The organism is Levilactobacillus tujiorum, from assembly GCF_012641185.1.
GTDB lineage: Bacteria > Bacillota > Bacilli > Lactobacillales > Lactobacillaceae > Levilactobacillus > Levilactobacillus tujiorum.
In genome coordinates this window covers 1-16,359 of sequence record NZ_JAAXLK010000013.1, presented here as the reverse complement: position 1 = coordinate 16,359, position 16,359 = coordinate 1, and the positions used below count along the sequence as shown (strand labels likewise).

Here is a 16,359-nt window from a genome sequence, read left to right as displayed (position 1 = left end):
TCATTACACCCCTACTTTCAAATCAACTTTACTGAGGAAGAGCAGGGCCTTTTGTAGCTCAACATTTCCTCCGGCGATTGGCTTCCAGTCAAACTGAACAGCACTTCCGCCGCTTTCGTTAATCGCATCCGCAAAGCTTTCCAGCCCTACATTCAAGAAACGAGTGGCCGTCAGCATTTCCTTCAGTCTGTCAGACACAGCAGGCATCTGCACGTTCGATGGTTTTTCTGGCAGAATTGGGAGTGGTTTTTCTTCCACTGGATGTCCCACAATCGCTAAGGCCGTCTTAACGGCTTGAGCGTTGTTTTCACACAAGATGACGCCAGCTTCTTCCAATGTCTTCTGTTGTTGACTGTAGTCTTGTGGATCCATGTCGGTTCCCACGATGGTGACAATCACGGCAATTTCACGACCCTCAGCCTTGGCATCTGCCTTAACCTTAATGATCGTATCTTTCAAATCACCTGCCATGTCATCCGTCGTCCCGTAACCCAGCACGATATCCAACAGGATTGCAGCAGTCTCAGGATCTTGGCCCGCCGAAACCATCATTTCTTTCCGCTTCGTCGCGTCGATCATTGGGTGTGGCCGGCCCTGTGTAAAGACGTCATCCCCGAGGTCCAAGACTTCGTAGCCGTCCTTCTTCAAGATAGAACCGTCAACCCCATTTTCGGCGTGCAAGCCTAAGGTATTGTTCATCAGCGTTGCGGCTTCATAGGCCAAGGTCCCACCAGAGTAGTAACCCTTGATGTACTTTTGCTGTGGTTGCAACGTCACGGTTGGTACCTTAACGGCAACATCTTCGTTACCAGTAGGTTCCTGTCCGTGAAGCAAGCCCACCGCAATCTTAGCCGTTTCTTCCAACGTGTAAGCTCGGTAAAGGCCCTTTTCGTGGGCTTCCGGCTTTTCACCTAAGAAGATGGCTACGACTGGCTTCTTAGCTGCCCGTAACAGGTCAACCGCGTCGTCGCGGACTTCCTTTGCAGGCGGCTTGGAAATAGCCACGATCACCTTAACGTCTGGATCTTGATCCAGTAAGGCAATGCTGTCTTTGAAAGTAATCCCTTGAACCTGGGCCTTCAAGTCACGGCCACCGGTTCCGATGGCGTTAGTCACCCCTTCACCCATCTTGTGGATGATGGCAGTGACTTCCTGAATACCAGTCCCAGAAGCCCCAACAATCCCGATACTGCCCTTACGAACCCGGTTAGCGAAAGCTAAAGGTAACCCATTGGCAATCCCGGTCCCACAGTCAGGGCCCATCAGCAGTAGGCCTTTCTCGTGAGCCATCTGCTTCAGCCGCGCTTCGTCTTCAATCGTCACGTTATCACTGAAACAAAAGACGTTCTTGCCGGCATCTAAAGCTTTTTCAACTTCACTAGCGGCGTAAACACCAGGAACGGAGATCAACGCTACGGGCGCGTCCTTAGCAACTTCTAAGGCTTTATCCCAAGTCTTAACCCGCTCTTCACCGCTATTGTCGTCATCGCTACCATTGGATTGTTCATCCAAGTAGACTTTGGCTTTCTTAACGACATCATCAATCAAGTCTTCGTTGTCAACATCGAGGACAATCACCATGTCGTTAGGGGTAGCGGCTTCCAGTTCTTCGGTAGCCAAGCCACCGGTCTTAAAGATATCCTTGTTAGCAGGGGTTCCCATCATGACTTGTACATTGTTGACGCCATCCAGAGTTTCCAGATAGTTGGTCAACAGCATGAGCACGATGGAGTCCTGATAACTATTCTTTTCAATCACCGTGTGCAGCATATAGTTATCAACTCTCTTTCGTTAAAATTATTCGGCGAAGGCACCTTGCCCATTGTACTTATCAAAGTGAACCGTATCGCTCTTCAAGTAATCGTAAATTTCAGTTGCTACTTCAATGCCATCCTTCATCGCTTTCTTCCGGCGAATCTGGCTACGTTCACCTGGCAGGTAAACTTGATCGAAGCCTTTAGCTGGTTTCATGGCGTGTAATTCTTCCGTCATCTGTTGCACTTGCTTAGCAAAGGCATCTGGGTCCGTGAACTTCTTAGGATCGATCAGAATGTAGAATTGACCCAAGTTCCGTTTTTCTGTCAAGTCGGCGTACATTGAGGAGACGTGCTTCCCAAATGGCAAGCCCAACAGTGAGCCGGCAACCACGTCAACCAACATCATCAAGCCATAACCTTTTGGCCCAGCAATTGGCAACAGTCCACGAACATCATGTGGATTAGTGGTTGGATCACCGTTGCCATCAACAGCCCAGGTGTCCGGAATGGAACGATTCTTCGACCGGGCATCCAAGACCTTACCCCAAGCTTGAACGGTGGTGGCCATATCAAAGACTAGGGGTTCGCCGCTTGAACGTGGTGCGGAGAAGGCAATTGGGTTCGTCCCAAAGTAATTTTCACTACCGCCATAAGGCACCACCATTGGATCGGATTGGCACATGGCAATGGCAACCAAACCTTCTTCGGCAGCCCGCTTAACGTAGTAGGAAAGCATGCCACTGTGCCCTGTCTTCTCTACGCCAACCGCTGCTAAACCGGTATCTTTAGCCATATCGATCGCGTAAGTCAGCGCTTCGTTGCAGACATATTGGCCCATTCCGTTGTCACAGTGCACGACCCCGGTAGACGTCCCGGTCTTTTCAAATTGGATGTTCGGGTTGAGGTTAACCCCACCCTTGGCAATTCGTTCGGCGTAGTAGGCTACCCGGACCGTCCCGTGAGAGTGAATCCCACAAGCATCGGCATAAGTGAGGTGGCGCGCCGTTTCTTCGGCGTGTTCTTTAGGTAACCCGGCGGCAATAAATTTGTTCATCATTAAATCTTGTAGTTCTTGCGCATCAACTAGCGTAATTCCTGAATCTGACATATGCTGTCCCTCCGAGTCTAGTGTGAGTGTGTCGTCGTGTGTTAGATTTCTGGATCGCGGTTAGCATCCTTGGAGTAAACGTAAGCTAATGGTTCGCCACGACCTACGGCATAAGCTGCTTGTGGTGAGTAAGAACCCATGTAGAGGTAGTCCCCTTTTTCAACTGGGTACCAGCCGTTGTCCAAGTTGTACATCCCAGAACCACTGATTAAGTAGGCACCGTGTTCTTGGTAATGGGTTTCAATGTAAGCATGGCTAGCACCTGGTTCGAAGGCCAGAATGTGCATGTTCATATCGAAGCCTAAATCATCCGTTGGTAAGAAGTCCCACAGGTGAACATCGGTCATGCCTTCGTAGTCTTGTGGCGCACGGTCATGGGTGTTCCCTACAATCTTGTAAGCCTTGTGGCCAGCGATTGGTTGGTAACGCTTCTTGTACAGGAAGACTTCGGTTGGTTCATCTTGCGCGTTTTCCATCGTCATGATGACACTTTCAGGGAAGTAAGCGTAGCCGCCATCCGTCAAGATATTTTCTTCCTTGCCATCAGAAACTTTTAACTTACCGGAAACAACGTAAGCTACGGTTTCAATCCCTTCGCCACCAAAGCCAGTGTGCTTACCACCCTTTTGGAAGCTGGCAATGTAGTCAACGAAGTGGGCGCCTAAACGTGGAGTCCCCATGATGGAAACATCGACATTTTCAAATCCCGGAACGTTGTTCTTAACTAAACCATCGTTAGGAATCAAGGCAAAGTTGCCTGCTTTAACGACAGAACGTGAACCTAATAATTGCTTTTGGTAACCGGTACGATTGTTTTTGTAACTCATGATCAAGTCTCCCAACTTTTTTTAATAGTTTTGTGTGGTTTTGCTAAGTACGTTATTTGTAAGCCAATTGGTAAAGTGTGTCGGCCATCAGCTTCACGCCTTCAACTAAGTCTTCAAACTTGGTATTTTCGGCTGGGTTGTGGCTAACCCCATTGATACTTGGAACGAAGATCATCGCCGTTGGGTACACGGGCGCAATGATTTGAGAATCATGGCCGGCACCACTGTGCATAACGCGGTACTTGTAGTGGCCCGCCTTGGCTTGGCCTTCGATCGTGTCCACGATATCTTGGCTCATTGGCACTGGTTTTTCATCCATCCACAGATCAATGTTGATGTCTAAGCCCATTTGTTTGGCAACGTCGCGCATCATATTCTCAATCTCAGTGGTGAATTTAACTAAGTAATCGGCATCGGTATGGCGGCAATCCATCGTGAAGAGAACTTCGCCAGGCACCACGTTAACCGTGTTCGGCTTAGGGACAACTTTCCCAAACGTTAAGACCAGTGGATCACCAATCTCGTGGGCTTTATCCAAAGCTGTGTTCACGATCTTAGCCATGCCATAGACGGCATCATGCCGATAACTCAGTGGCGTCGTCCCAGCATGGTTGGCTTCACCTTTCAAGGTGATGTCGTAACGCCGTTGACCAGCAATGTTGTTCACAACCCCGATCTGTTCATGTTCTCTTTCGAGGATGCTACCTTGTTCAATATGTTCTTCCACGAAGGCTTTGATATCATCCCGTCGCGTTTGCTTATCGCTAAAGTCAAAGCCTTGGCGGTGCATTTCGTCAACGAACTTCTTGCCTTCAGCATCGGCAACATCTTTAACCTCAGCATTGTTGGCAATCCCGACGAAATTCTTACTGCCCCAGAATACGGTTGGGAAGCGGCTACCTTCTTCTTCGGCCATAGAAATGACTTCCAGTGACCGTTTAGGCGTGCCATATTTCTCTTGCAGGAACTGTACTGCGGTCAGTGAGGCAACGACCCCAAATTGGCCATCCAGCTTCCCACCGTTAACCACCGTATCAATATGTGAACCCGTCATGATGGTTTCTTCAGGCTTCTCGGACCCTTCGATTCGCCCAAACAAGTTACCAACGTCATCGAACTTCGTCGCCATCCCCGTGGATTCCATCTGAGCCTTAACGTACTTTTGCGCTTCCAGCCAAGAATCGGAGTAAAGTAACCGTGTCATCCCACCCGTAGGATCGCTACCGATCGATGACAATTTCTTAAGTCGTTCATCAACAACTTTTTCGAGTTCCATAACCTTTTGCCTCCTTCATATTATGTTACAAGCTTATTGTATGCGCTTTCACTCCAATCATCATTGGTCATTTTGACCAAATTCAATCGTGAAATTGTTGCATTCCTACTAGATTTAGCTAAAAGTGACAAGATCTACGTCTTTTGCCACCAATTTCCGGCCAATAACGGCGTGCGCTTGCAAAATCCCATGGCTGATCACCGCTTTCTTGGTGCTACCAGTCCTGTTCACAAGTTTCTAGATCACTAGCAGTCACCTGCGGCTGCCAGAGATTCCGGCTGCTGTGGAGATCGCCTGCGGACTGAGAAACGGTCTTCCGGCTCGGTTTGAAGCCCGCAGGCGATCTCCAAACACGTCCCACGCTGTAAGCCGAAGAATCATCGGCTAACACCGTTGTCACAGCTGCCTCCACCTCTGGCCTCCTCCGGTTATACGAAGCATGCACACATACTTGGTGCCAATCTGATCCTGACACGGTAGCATTGCCAGTGTAGCCGTGAGTGAGCCCAAATTTGGCGAACGGTAAGGCGACCAGCACAGCAGCCGGAATTATTGGCAGCCGTAGGTCACGACAAAACAAAACGACTTGCTTCGAGTCTTTTCGAGAACAAGTCGTTTCGCCAGCTATTAAATTGCTGGAGTTAGTTCAGCTTAAACCGTGGCAGTAGCCGTCTTGGCTGCCTTTTCGATGAACTTACCAGGGAAGTTTGACGTTACGCCGGCTTCCTTACTGTAGATGGTTTGACCACGTAAGATGGTTTGCATGACTTGCGCACCAATTTCACGGCCAATGTAAGGACTGATTTGGTTCCGGTATTCCAAGTCTTCCGCCTTCAGCGTGTATGGCGCATTTGGCTTGATTAGAACGAAGTCAGCATCCTTACCAACACTGATCCGGCCCTTGTCATCCAAGTTGTACCGGTCGGCTGGGTTCGACGCAATGATTTGTGCGAAATGAGTCAATGACATGCCGCGCTTTTGAACGGCTTCATCGTACATCACGTCAACATCGTTTTGAACACCAGAGATCCCGCCCCAAGCATCGAAAGCATTGTCGGTATCCTTCAAGTCTGGCGTACATGGTGAGTGGTCGGAGGTCACAAAGCTGATTGCACCAGATTCAACCCGCTTCCACAAAGCATCTTGTTGCGCTTGTTCACGGATTGGTGGTGAACACTTCACTACGGCACCAATTGCATCCAGCTCATCCTTCGCAAAGTAGAGGTAGTGAACACAGGTTTCACAGGTAACGTCGACACCTTCAGCGCGACCTTGGATAACTGCGTCGACCCCTTCTTGGCAAGCCACGTGACAGATGTGAATCCGGCAACCCGTTTGCTTAGCCATGAAGATGGCCTTCTTGATCGCCATAACTTCGGTGAAGGCTGGACGCGTATCAACGTAGTCGGCCAACGTGGTCTTACCTTCTGCCTTAGCAATTTCACCTAAGCGATCGGTAATGGCTGCGTCTTCGGCATGAATGGCTAAGACCTTACCCGTCTTGGCAATCTGTTTCATCCCTTCGTATAAGGAGTAGTCATCGACATTTTCAAAGTCACCATCGATTGACCGATCCCCACAGGTTGCTAAGAAACACTTATAACCTGCGACGCCGCCTTCATCTAATTCTTGAATGCCGCCCTTTAAGTTGGAAGGCACTAACCCACCAAAGGATCCAACATCCACTTTTAACTCATCTTTGTGTGAATACTTTTCTTCAAGGGTCTTGCCATCAACTGTAGCTGGCACTTGGTTCAAAGGCATTTCCATAAAGGAAGTAACCCCACCTTTGGCACAAGATGCCGTTCCAGTTACGTAGCCTTCCCATTGATCCCGGTACCCACCACCCATTGGGGTAATATGTACGTGGGCATCAACCATCCCAGGACTAACAACTAAGCCCTTGGCGTCGATAATCTTACTTCCCGTTAGGTTCTCCCCAATGGCAGTAATCTTGCCGTTATCGACGGCCACATCAGTGTGGGTCTCGCCACCTTCAAGGATGACTAACCCGTTTTTAATGACTAATTCATGACTCATGTTTATTCCTCCTTTATGTCTTGGTTTAAACTTTGGTTAACTGTTGCCGGTTCTTTTTTCGACACCATTTTCTTTAACCCAAGGTAAATCAGGAATGCAGAGATAAATCCAACAAACCATGACAAATCAGAAATAACTTTAACGGCTGGAATAAATTGACCACTTAGTGACAAAATAAGTGCTAAGATTGTCGCAACGTAGGCCTCTTTATTGACGCCATGATAACGAATCTCTTTATTCCCGGTATTCAGATCCATATACAAGGTATCCAGATTTTCATGCCGATAATGAATGAAGAAGTAGTTAGCAATCATCACACCAGCAACTGGTCCTAAGACAGCCCCAATCCCGTTAAGGAAAATGAAGATACTGTCAGAGTTTTCCATCAACTTCCACGGCATGATCAGGAAACTAATGATACTAGCGATAATCACACCACTCTTGTAATTTAACTTCTTAGGAAATAACGCCGTCAGTTGATAACCAGCGGGAATGATATTCCCAGTGGCGTTCGTCGAAATTGTCGTCAGCAGGAAGACGGCCATGGAAATTAAGATCGCCGGTAGACTGTCCCACCGTTCAATAATGTTCAACACGTTCCATTCCTGGATGTTGTAATGAATGGATCCCCCGATCAAGATCACCACACTGGTGAAAGCAAAGATCAGGTAACCAACTGATAATCCTAACGTTTGACCAATGGCCTGAGCCTTCGTGGACTTGGCATTTTGCGTAAAGTCCGCGATACTGGTCCCAGGTGCTGCCCAAACAGCAATCACAGAGTTGAAGATAATGAAGTAAACCAGAAGCGGGTTGGCATGTGAGGTAGCATTCACGTGGTAGGCCAAGATTGGTCCTAATCCACCGGCACCCCAGATAGCCCAGATAGCCATCCCACCAAAAACGACATAAATCAGTGGGCTTAAAATCGCGGTAAATTTGTTTAAAATGCTACCGCCACCAAATCCAACTAGAACATTTAAGATCCAGAAGATGGTGAATGAGATCAAACCCGGGATACTGATTCCCAAAATCTTGGTTGAGCCACCAATCTCAAGGAAGCCCGGCCAAATCTTACCGATCATAATCAGTAAGGCTAGAGAACCTGTATACGTCTGTAACCCAAACCAGGCAATCGCCGCGACACAGCCACGCAGGAATCCTGGTAGCTTTGCACCGAGGTTGCCGTAGGCCGAACGAAGGTGCATCGCGAAGGGAATGCCGTACTTGGATCCGACGATACCGTTTATGGCCATAAACGCGGAGACGAAGAATGCACTCAGGAATATGGCGATCATGACGTTAAGCGGTGATAACCCTAAGAACAAGAAGCCACCAACGGCCGCGTAATTAGGAATGTTATGGATGGAACCCATCCACAGGGTGAAGAAGTTGCCGACCCCCATATTACGTTTATCCCCGGTCTTAGGGAGAAGATCATCGTTGTAGCCGCGCTCTTTGAACGTTGCAATTTGCTGCTCAGTTACTTCATACTCGTTCGTTTTCACCTTCAAAACCCCTTACGAATGTAATAACCACCTTCGTTGCAGAATAGTCTCGATAAACGGCTAAGCCTCAAGTCCTCAAAAGTAATTGTTCGCGCGAACGGGTAAGGAGACTGATCAGTTGCAGACACCACCGTCTGCCCATTGGACGTTAACTATTTATCACCACCCATTGTAAGCGGTTTCTTTTTGGCGAGCATTGTTCAAAATGACTAGAAAAACATTTTCATTTGTCACTTTGACGCCTGAATATTTGGTACAATGTAACCGATTACATTTATAAAAGGAGTGCGGCCATTATGAAGACAACCCAGATCCCCCTAAATACTTACCAAAACCTTTCGCTCAACGCCACCTGCTATACCCCTGATACCAGCCCTACCACGACCGTACTTTACTTACACGGCGGCGGCCTGGAGTTTGGCAATCGTGATGATCTGCCATTGGATTATATCGAACGCTTCGTAGCCGCTGGCATCCAGCTCGTTACATTTGACTACTTATTGGCGCCAGAAGTTAAAATTGACGTCATCTTACCAACCCTGCAGGAATCTTTACAGGTTGCGGCGGATAAAGGCTACCTGACTTCTCGAGTCATTCTGATGGGACGCTCGGCTGGAGCCTATCTTTGCTATCTTCTCTTGCGCGACGGCTTTAGGGCAGATGGACTCGTTGACCTCTATGGTTACTCTGGTTTAGATTACCCAGAATTTCATATGCCAGCCGGCTTCTACGAGGACTTTCCTAAAGTCCTCCCCATGAATGCCCAGGCGATGATTCAGCGCCAACCACTAGTGACCGGTGACATGAAGGACCGTTATCCCCTGTACGTTTCCGGCCGTCAATTTGGAACCTGGCTCAGTCAATTCCTGCCTAGCATGCGTGACGCCGACGCCTATTCGCTGACGCCCGATCAGCTCCGACAGTTGCCACCAACCTTAATGATCCACTGTACCGACGATCCCGATGTGCCGTTCGCAGCTGCCACCCACGTTGCCGACCATCTTCCAAGCGCCAAGTTAATTGCTCTCCGGCAACGGGAACATGACTTTGACCGCGATGTCACGGCAGCCAACCTTGCCATCTACGAGCAAATCATCGCGTTCATCACTGCCATACCGGCCAGAGTGCGCGCCTCAGCATAATTCGATTTCTGACTTAAACCAAGAGATACCCGCTCCGTGCTGTTCACCGAGCGGGTATTGCGATACGTAAAACGTTTTATGTACCCGATCACCCACCAACTATGGTACGATCTAGCTAAGCAACTAGAGTCAAATAGGAGGCGCTTTCATGACCGTCATTACTGATTATATCGAAGAAGCCGATCCAGCGCAACAAGCCCAACTAAAAGCGATGTACCAGATTCTCAAGCCCTTACTCCCTGACGCCACGGAAACTCTGAGTTATGGCATGCCCGCTTTTCATCAAGAAAAGGACATTGTCTACTTTGCCCCGATGAAAAATCACCTGGGCTTTTACCCCACCGATAAACCCATCGCACACTTTGAAGATGAACTTGAAGGACGCTTTAAATACTCCAAGGGCGCCGTCCAATTTGACTACCGCCAACCGCTGCCCGCGGAACTCATCACCAAGATGGTCCGCTACCGGCTGAGTGAGGTGCCGGGTTAACCCTATCTCAATCCTGAACTATTAAACAAAAAGCCGTCGTAAAATCGTTATGATTTTACGACGGCTTTTCATAATAATTTTAATCTTCACTGCCCATCATCCGACCAACAAACGCGGCCAGAATTGCACCAACTTCTGGCGCCAAAATGTAAAGCCATAAGTGAGAAAGTGCGCTGCCACCGGCAAACACGGCTGGTCCGAATGACCGTGCTGGGTTCAACGACCCACCGGTAAGGTTCAAGGCGACAATGATCAGGAAGGCCAACGTTACCCCGATCGTTATCCCGGCAAAATCACCATTACCGTGCCGATCACTCGTCACATTTAAGATCACGAGCAAGAATAAGAAGGTCACTAACGCTTCTACCAGAAACGCCAAGCCCGCGGAGATCTTCGGAAAGTCCGTTTGGCCCAACTGGTTTGTGGCTAAACCTAGGCCGCTCACAAATAATTTCATAATTGCTGAAGCTGCAGTAGCTCCCAAAACCTGCGCCACTACGTACCAAAGAGCATCGCGGCCGGAAATCCGCCGATTAATCAGCATTGCCGTCGTCACGGCTGGGTTAAAGTGACCACCGGAGATGCCACCAAACGCATACGCTGACACTGTAATCGCCAAACCAAAGGCTAAGCCAATTGTCAACGTACTCCCAGCAGCCACTGTGACTGCTCCAGTTCCAAGGAACACCAGCATGAAGGTGCCCAAAAATTCTGCAGTATACTTCTGCATCATCAATTCCTCCCATCCAATTCTCTGTTAAACTACTGCTATTATAATATAAATTATAAAACGATGCCGCCAATATGCTAATTACTTAAGTGCAACAACTATTAGCTTGTGAATTTGATGTTGCAAGCCCCCCGCAGCCAGTTAGAATTGGCAGATTGATGGTCATGCTACTCTTGAAAATAATTTAGTACTTCAATTAAAAAACGAACGTAAATTCGAGTCGTTCTTTTAATTACAACCATTATGAAAACGGCCTATTACAAGACATTTTATAGTTGCTAGTCTCAAAAGAGAACACCATGTATCAATTCAGTATGGTTCATGTATCGTTTTGCCTAAGCCCGCTGACAATTGGATTCAGATCAGGTATGCTAGCTTTGTAATAAAAAATGAAAACGCACCCTCAACTTTGAAAGGTAGGCTTTTTTCATGAAAATTAGAAAGCAAGTTTGGACTAAGCGGGCAGCTGCTATGCTTTCCTTGGTCGCTGTGACATTACCCATGGTTACCAATGTCACCACGGCTAGCGCTAAGAGTAAGTCAACGAATGTTGCGGCACTACTGCAACCACACCAAGCAGATTATGGTTGCTTAGTTGACGAATATCACCACAATCTCGATAACATGACTTATATGACCCCAACGAGCGATCCAGTTATTGGTGTCGTCAACGGATTTACGAAATATTGGAGCAAGGGGCAAGTCGTCGACAAAGCTATGATCGATCTCAACCTCGCCAAAGCTGCTAAGGTCACGCAAGAACGTTCTGAAAGTGAAATGGAACGATCATACTTCTCCGACCGCCGTGATCTTCGCTACAACCTAATCTCTGGCTTAGGTCCCTACGCACCTGCTTTTATCAAAAATGCTAATGCCCAAACTAACTACCTTTCAATGCCCAGCACGCCACTTCCTGCAAAATACAGTCCAAAAAGCCCAACCTGGGCTTCACCAGATTCTAAGTTAGGGCCTCTGGTTAAATTGGTCAACGTTGCTGAAGGTTCTCCTTACTCTGGAATTAATTCACCTAAACATTACCTTGCGATGCCGCGGCCTTACCGCCTGAGCACTGATGTTAAGCCTTTACCTGCCATCAAAGAAATCATGGCCCACGCTAATCCAACTTCCTTTGACCTGCCTAGTGGCCATACTACGGCTGCATTTGATAGCGGTATCGCTTTTGCCTACGCATTACCACAACGTTTTCAAGAATTAGTCACACGCTCCTCCGAAGTCGGCTACGATCGTATTCTTGCCGGCCGGCATTCACCACTGGCTGTCATGGGTGGTCGGATGACTGGGACCGCTATCGCAGCTGCCGTCCTTAACGATCCCGCGAACCAAGACATTGCCAAAAACGGGTATCAAGCTGCACAGTCTTCTGACCTTTTAGGCAGCAAAGACACAACCGCTCAAGATGACTTTAAGAGTTATGAAAAGAACCGGCAAGACTATCGTTATCGCATGACCTACGGCTTCGATCAAACTGGTGATACTCATCAAGCCATGCGCGTTCCTAAGGGGGCCGAAGTTCTTTTGAAGACACGCTTGCCTTACCTAAATGACACGCAACGTCGTGCCGTTCTTTTCACCACGGGAATGCCATCCGGCTATCCTGGAATGGATGATGCTGAAGGTTGGGGTCGTCTCGACCTCTTCTCTGCTGCTAACGGCTACGGCGCCCTCTTGGACAATGTGAAAGTTAACATGAACGCTAAGAAGGGAACGTTCAACGCCAAGGATACCTGGAAGAACAACATCAGCGGTACCGGTCACCTCACCAAAGCTGGAACCGGACAACTAACCTTGAGTGGCGCCAACAAATACAGTGGCGGAACGACCCTACAAGGTGGTACCTTACAAATTGCTAACACCAAGGGATTGGGTGCTGGTAGCGTTCAGCTCACCAAAGGTAACCTGAAATTAGCCACCACCCAAGTGACGATTCGTGGTCAGTTCCAACAAGCTAAGGGCGGTAAGTTGACATTGAGTCGTGCCAGTCACTTGACCATCAAGAAGAATGCTAAGCTGAACGGAACACTGAAGTTAACGCAAGGTCATCTAAAGAAGGGTGCCAAGTTAATCACCTACAAGAAACACACTGGTAAGTTCAAGCACGTGCAAGGTCTGCCTAAGGGCTGGCACGTCGTCTACACGAAGCATGCTGTTAAGCTCACCAAATAAACCATTCCTCCACATAATGTTGGGGACCGAATCGGATTAGATTCGGTCCCTTTTCTGACAATTCAAAAAGACGCTCCCCATTTAGGAGAACGTCACCAGTAATTATTCTTTGAACTGAATCTTCACATAATCGTGGTACAACGGTAGACTCGTCATCAGTTCCCGATGAGTACCATGTCCACTGACATGACCGTCCTCGATGAAGTAGATGTTGTCAGCATCAACGATCGTGCTTAACCGGTGGGCAATAATCAACGTTGTCCTGCCCTTCATTAACTCAGCCAGAGCTTGTTGCACCATTGCTTCCGATTCGGAGTCCAGACTAGCCGTGGCTTCGTCCAACAACAAAATCTTAGGATCACGAAGAAAGGCCCGGGCAATCGCCAAACGCTGGCGCTGGCCGCCACTGACTTTGACGCCGCGCTCCCCGACTTGTGTATCCAATCCTGCCGCCATCTTCCGTACAAACTGGTCCGCCGACGCCAACTTCAAGACATGCCACAATTCTTCATCCGAATACTCACGATCTGAGCCATACGTCAGGTTATGCCGAATCGTCCCCGCCATAATGGCCGAGTCCTGACTCACATAACCAATCTGGGAACGCCAATCGCTCAAGTTAAAGTCCTGAACGTTAGCCTCACCGATCGTCACCTGCCCATTTTTAGGCTGGTAGTAGCGCTCCAGCAAACCAAAGATCGTGGACTTACCACCACCTGAAGGGCCGGCAAATGCAACCACCGTATTCGGTTTAGCTTCAAAGTTAACATCATGTAACACGAGCGCCCCCTCATCCTCATAGGCAAAGTCCACGTGCTTCATCGCCAACGTTTCATCACTAACGGATTGGGGCGCACCAGCAGTCAGCGCTTCTTCCGGTTCGTTCAACAGATCGCGGACTCGTTCCGTTGAGCCGTTGGCCTTGGACAAATCAGTAAAGAATCGCGCCAACGTCCCCGCCGGACCGATAATTTGGAAGAGGTACATCATGAAGGAAAACATCGTCCCCATACTCATGGTCCCAGCAGAAACTCGGATCGCCGCATAGGCCAGCACACCGACAAAGACTGCCAACATACTGGTCGTCATCACTGGTCCCGCAATGGCGTCGTAGATCGCTTCACGCAGCCCAATGCGATATAGGCTCTGAATTTGTTGATTACCCGATTGGGTTTCGTAGTTCTCGGCATTTGAAGACTTAACCAATCGAATCTCACTCAGCGTTTCGTCCGTTTCACCACTCAACGTTGCCATGGCGTCTTGCCGCTGATGGCCGATCTTACTGGATTGCCGCATGATCGGGAACATCACTAGCATTACCAGGGGCACCGCGATAAACATAATCGCCGTCATACGCCAATCCATGATTAGCATAATGACCAACGCACCCACAAGTTGTAGTAGCGACGTCACCATTTGGGGAAACGAGTTCGCCAGCAAATTTTTAATCTGCATGGTGTCGTTCACCAACCGCGACGTCATCTCACCCGTCTTAACGTTATCAAAATAACTGACACGCAACCGGACTAGCTTTTGCCAAAGGGTCTCCCGCAAACGTGCCACCACGTTCTCACCAAAGAATCCCAGCAGAGCGCCCGACACGGCACTCACCAAAGCACTCACGATGAACAGCACAATCACCGTGATCAACAGTGGCCGATTCAACGCGTGGCCCAAGCCATTAATGAGCGACTGCGCCAACTTGGGAACGGCCAATTGCGCACCAGTTGCCAGCAGTCCCAGCAACAGTCCGACCCATAGTTGCCAATATTTCGGCTTGGTCCGCCGAATCAAACGTAAAAATCCCTTAACGTCAAACTTACCCGTTGGCCGTCGCTTAGCGGTCCGTGGCGCTGACATTCTTTGTTCCATCTCTCTTTGCCTCCGGTATCTCTAAAATTTAAAAGTGCGGATGGTGGGGCATCCCCATGCCGTCCATTCCCCGGTGAGGCCAACCTGGCCGCCCCATGACATCTCCCCAATCCAGATCACCAATCTGATGGGAAAGTTTCGTCAACAGCTGGTCAAGTTGGGCCTGTTCATCGGGCGTCAGTCCGCCAAACAGTTCATCGGCCGTGGTATCAACCTGCTCATCAAATTTGGCAAACAAATCGCGCCCCTTTTCACTCAACCGGACGATCACAGCCCGCTTATCCGTTGGGCTAGGAATCCGTTCCACAAAACCCGCGTCCACCAAACGACTGATGGTGGCGCTCACTGAACTAGGCCGGATATCTAGAATCTCAGCGATCTCGGCATTGGTCAGTCCATTAGGCGCCTGCGCCAACACCTTTAGCAACTTTCCTTGTCCGCGATTACCACCTCTAGGGCCACCATTTCCATGGCCTCCCATACCGGCTTGCCGCCCGACCGCCATTAAAAACGCACGATTCTGGAGCAACTTTCCAAAACTCTTTAATAAATCTCGACTTGCATCGGTCATCTTCAATTCCTCCTCGTTTTCTTGATGCTGATTATATTAGCATCATACTTAGCTTTTGTAAACCAAAACTAACTAAAAACTAATCATTTATTTGAAATACGCATCTTAAATCCCACGATGCCAGGCTTTACCGTCACAAAAAAGTGATGCCTCAGTAGCATCACCCCATTCAACCACACTATTTAGCTTCACCAATCACAAAGTAATTTCCCTCGGGATCACGAAAATTAAATGTTCGCGTCCCGCTATTCTCCACAATCTTACCAGCCGTCGTTAGCCGATCGTGCAAGCCTTCAAAATCGCGGCTATACAGGATCAATGACGGTGTCGCCCCCAACACCTCCGGCGAATACTGTCGGATAAACGACTTCGCAAAGAATGACAATTCAACATTGGGCGCTACCGTGACTACAATATTTTCCGAATCATCGGGGAGGGCATTTACTTCAACGACTTGGGCCCCTAACTTATTTTGCCAAAAATCCACAACCTGCTCGACGTCATCCACATACAGCATGGTTCGTACCTTTTGCATGACCGCTCACCTCATCGTCTTATTTGGTTATGCCCATCCTACCACGAAAAGAATTTACCGCCAATTGCAAATTTAACTAGCTATTCGCTAAGATGTCGCGTACACTAAGTAATGCAGGCCACGCCTGCCCAGTTGCTCTGTACATTCCAGATGCAACCTATGGATCAACTGGTGCCCTCATCTCGGATTGATGAGGGCTTTTTTGCATGACGAATTGTCAAATCAAGTGTAACGATTGCCCAAAGAAGACTTCTGCTGGAGACTTCCAGCCTAAGACCTTGCGTGGTCGATTGTTTAGGTCTTGGACGAACTTGGCGAT

General features: G+C 48.7%; 14 protein-coding genes. 3 read left to right on the top strand and 11 right to left on the bottom strand.

Going from position 1 to position 16,359, the window contains the following annotated elements:
- Positions 1-3: 3 nt before the first annotated feature.
- The 7 genes from fdrA to allW all read right to left on the bottom strand — a co-directional run bounded on the left by fdrA (position 4) and on the right by allW (position 8,516).
- The gene (gene fdrA / locus HF569_RS07490; RefSeq protein WP_168901933.1) at positions 4-1,770 is read right to left on the bottom strand and encodes an acyl-CoA synthetase FdrA; all 1,767 of its coding nucleotides are present in this window, start codon (positions 1,768-1,770) and stop codon (positions 4-6) included.
- Positions 1,771-1,797: 27 nt separating this feature from the next.
- On the bottom strand, positions 1,798-2,865 hold the full coding sequence (gene allD, locus HF569_RS07485; RefSeq protein WP_168901932.1) for an ureidoglycolate dehydrogenase: 1,068 nt from the start codon (positions 2,863-2,865) through the stop codon (positions 1,798-1,800).
- A 41-nt stretch (positions 2,866-2,906) separates the two neighbouring features.
- A complete protein-coding gene (gene allE, locus HF569_RS07480; protein ID WP_020090390.1) occupies positions 2,907-3,692 on the bottom strand; it encodes a (S)-ureidoglycine aminohydrolase in 786 nt (261 codons plus the stop codon).
- Between the two features lie 52 nt (positions 3,693-3,744).
- Positions 3,745-4,968 (bottom strand): allantoate deiminase, encoded by a 1,224-nt coding sequence (allC, locus tag HF569_RS07475; protein ID WP_168901931.1) that lies wholly within the window; start codon positions 4,966-4,968, stop codon positions 3,745-3,747.
- A 214-nt stretch (positions 4,969-5,182) separates the two neighbouring features.
- On the bottom strand, positions 5,183-5,380 hold the full coding sequence (locus HF569_RS07470) for a hypothetical protein (protein ID WP_168901930.1): 198 nt from the start codon (positions 5,378-5,380) through the stop codon (positions 5,183-5,185).
- 239 nt (positions 5,381-5,619) lie between these two features.
- Positions 5,620-7,008: an allantoinase AllB gene (gene allB / locus HF569_RS07465; RefSeq protein ID WP_168901929.1), complete on the bottom strand. Its 1,389-nt coding sequence runs from the start codon at positions 7,006-7,008 to the stop codon at positions 5,620-5,622.
- A 2-nt stretch (positions 7,009-7,010) separates the two neighbouring features.
- Entirely contained in the window at positions 7,011-8,516 is a 1,506-nt protein-coding gene (gene allW / locus HF569_RS07460; protein WP_168901928.1) for an allantoin permease, read from the bottom strand.
- Positions 8,517-8,812: 296 nt separating this feature from the next.
- Here allW and HF569_RS07455 point away from each other — a divergent pair, with 296 nt between their 5' ends.
- Both HF569_RS07455 and HF569_RS07450 read left to right on the top strand, forming a co-directional pair.
- A complete protein-coding gene (locus HF569_RS07455; protein ID WP_168901927.1) occupies positions 8,813-9,658 on the top strand; it encodes an alpha/beta hydrolase in 846 nt (281 codons plus the stop codon).
- A 148-nt stretch (positions 9,659-9,806) separates the two neighbouring features.
- On the top strand, positions 9,807-10,148 hold the full coding sequence (locus HF569_RS07450; RefSeq protein WP_168901926.1) for an iron chaperone: 342 nt from the start codon (positions 9,807-9,809) through the stop codon (positions 10,146-10,148).
- A 79-nt stretch (positions 10,149-10,227) separates the two neighbouring features.
- Here the strand turns inward: HF569_RS07450 and HF569_RS07445 are convergent, their stop codons facing one another.
- Entirely contained in the window at positions 10,228-10,878 is a 651-nt protein-coding gene (locus HF569_RS07445; protein ID WP_168901925.1) for an MIP/aquaporin family protein, read from the bottom strand.
- A gap of 429 nt (positions 10,879-11,307) precedes the next feature.
- Between HF569_RS07445 and HF569_RS07440 the strand changes: the two genes are divergently transcribed.
- Positions 11,308-13,062 (top strand): phosphatase PAP2 family protein, encoded by a 1,755-nt coding sequence (locus HF569_RS07440; RefSeq protein WP_168901924.1) that lies wholly within the window; start codon positions 11,308-11,310, stop codon positions 13,060-13,062.
- A gap of 102 nt (positions 13,063-13,164) precedes the next feature.
- Here the strand turns inward: HF569_RS07440 and HF569_RS07435 are convergent, their stop codons facing one another.
- From HF569_RS07435 to HF569_RS07425, 3 genes are all read right to left on the bottom strand, one after another.
- On the bottom strand, positions 13,165-14,934 hold the full coding sequence (locus tag HF569_RS07435; protein WP_168901923.1) for an ABC transporter ATP-binding protein: 1,770 nt from the start codon (positions 14,932-14,934) through the stop codon (positions 13,165-13,167).
- A gap of 28 nt (positions 14,935-14,962) precedes the next feature.
- On the bottom strand, positions 14,963-15,505 hold the full coding sequence (locus tag HF569_RS07430) for a MarR family winged helix-turn-helix transcriptional regulator (protein ID WP_168901922.1): 543 nt from the start codon (positions 15,503-15,505) through the stop codon (positions 14,963-14,965).
- A 178-nt stretch (positions 15,506-15,683) separates the two neighbouring features.
- Positions 15,684-16,040: a VOC family protein gene (locus HF569_RS07425; RefSeq protein ID WP_168901921.1), complete on the bottom strand. Its 357-nt coding sequence runs from the start codon at positions 16,038-16,040 to the stop codon at positions 15,684-15,686.
- Positions 16,041-16,359: the final 319 nt, after the last annotated feature.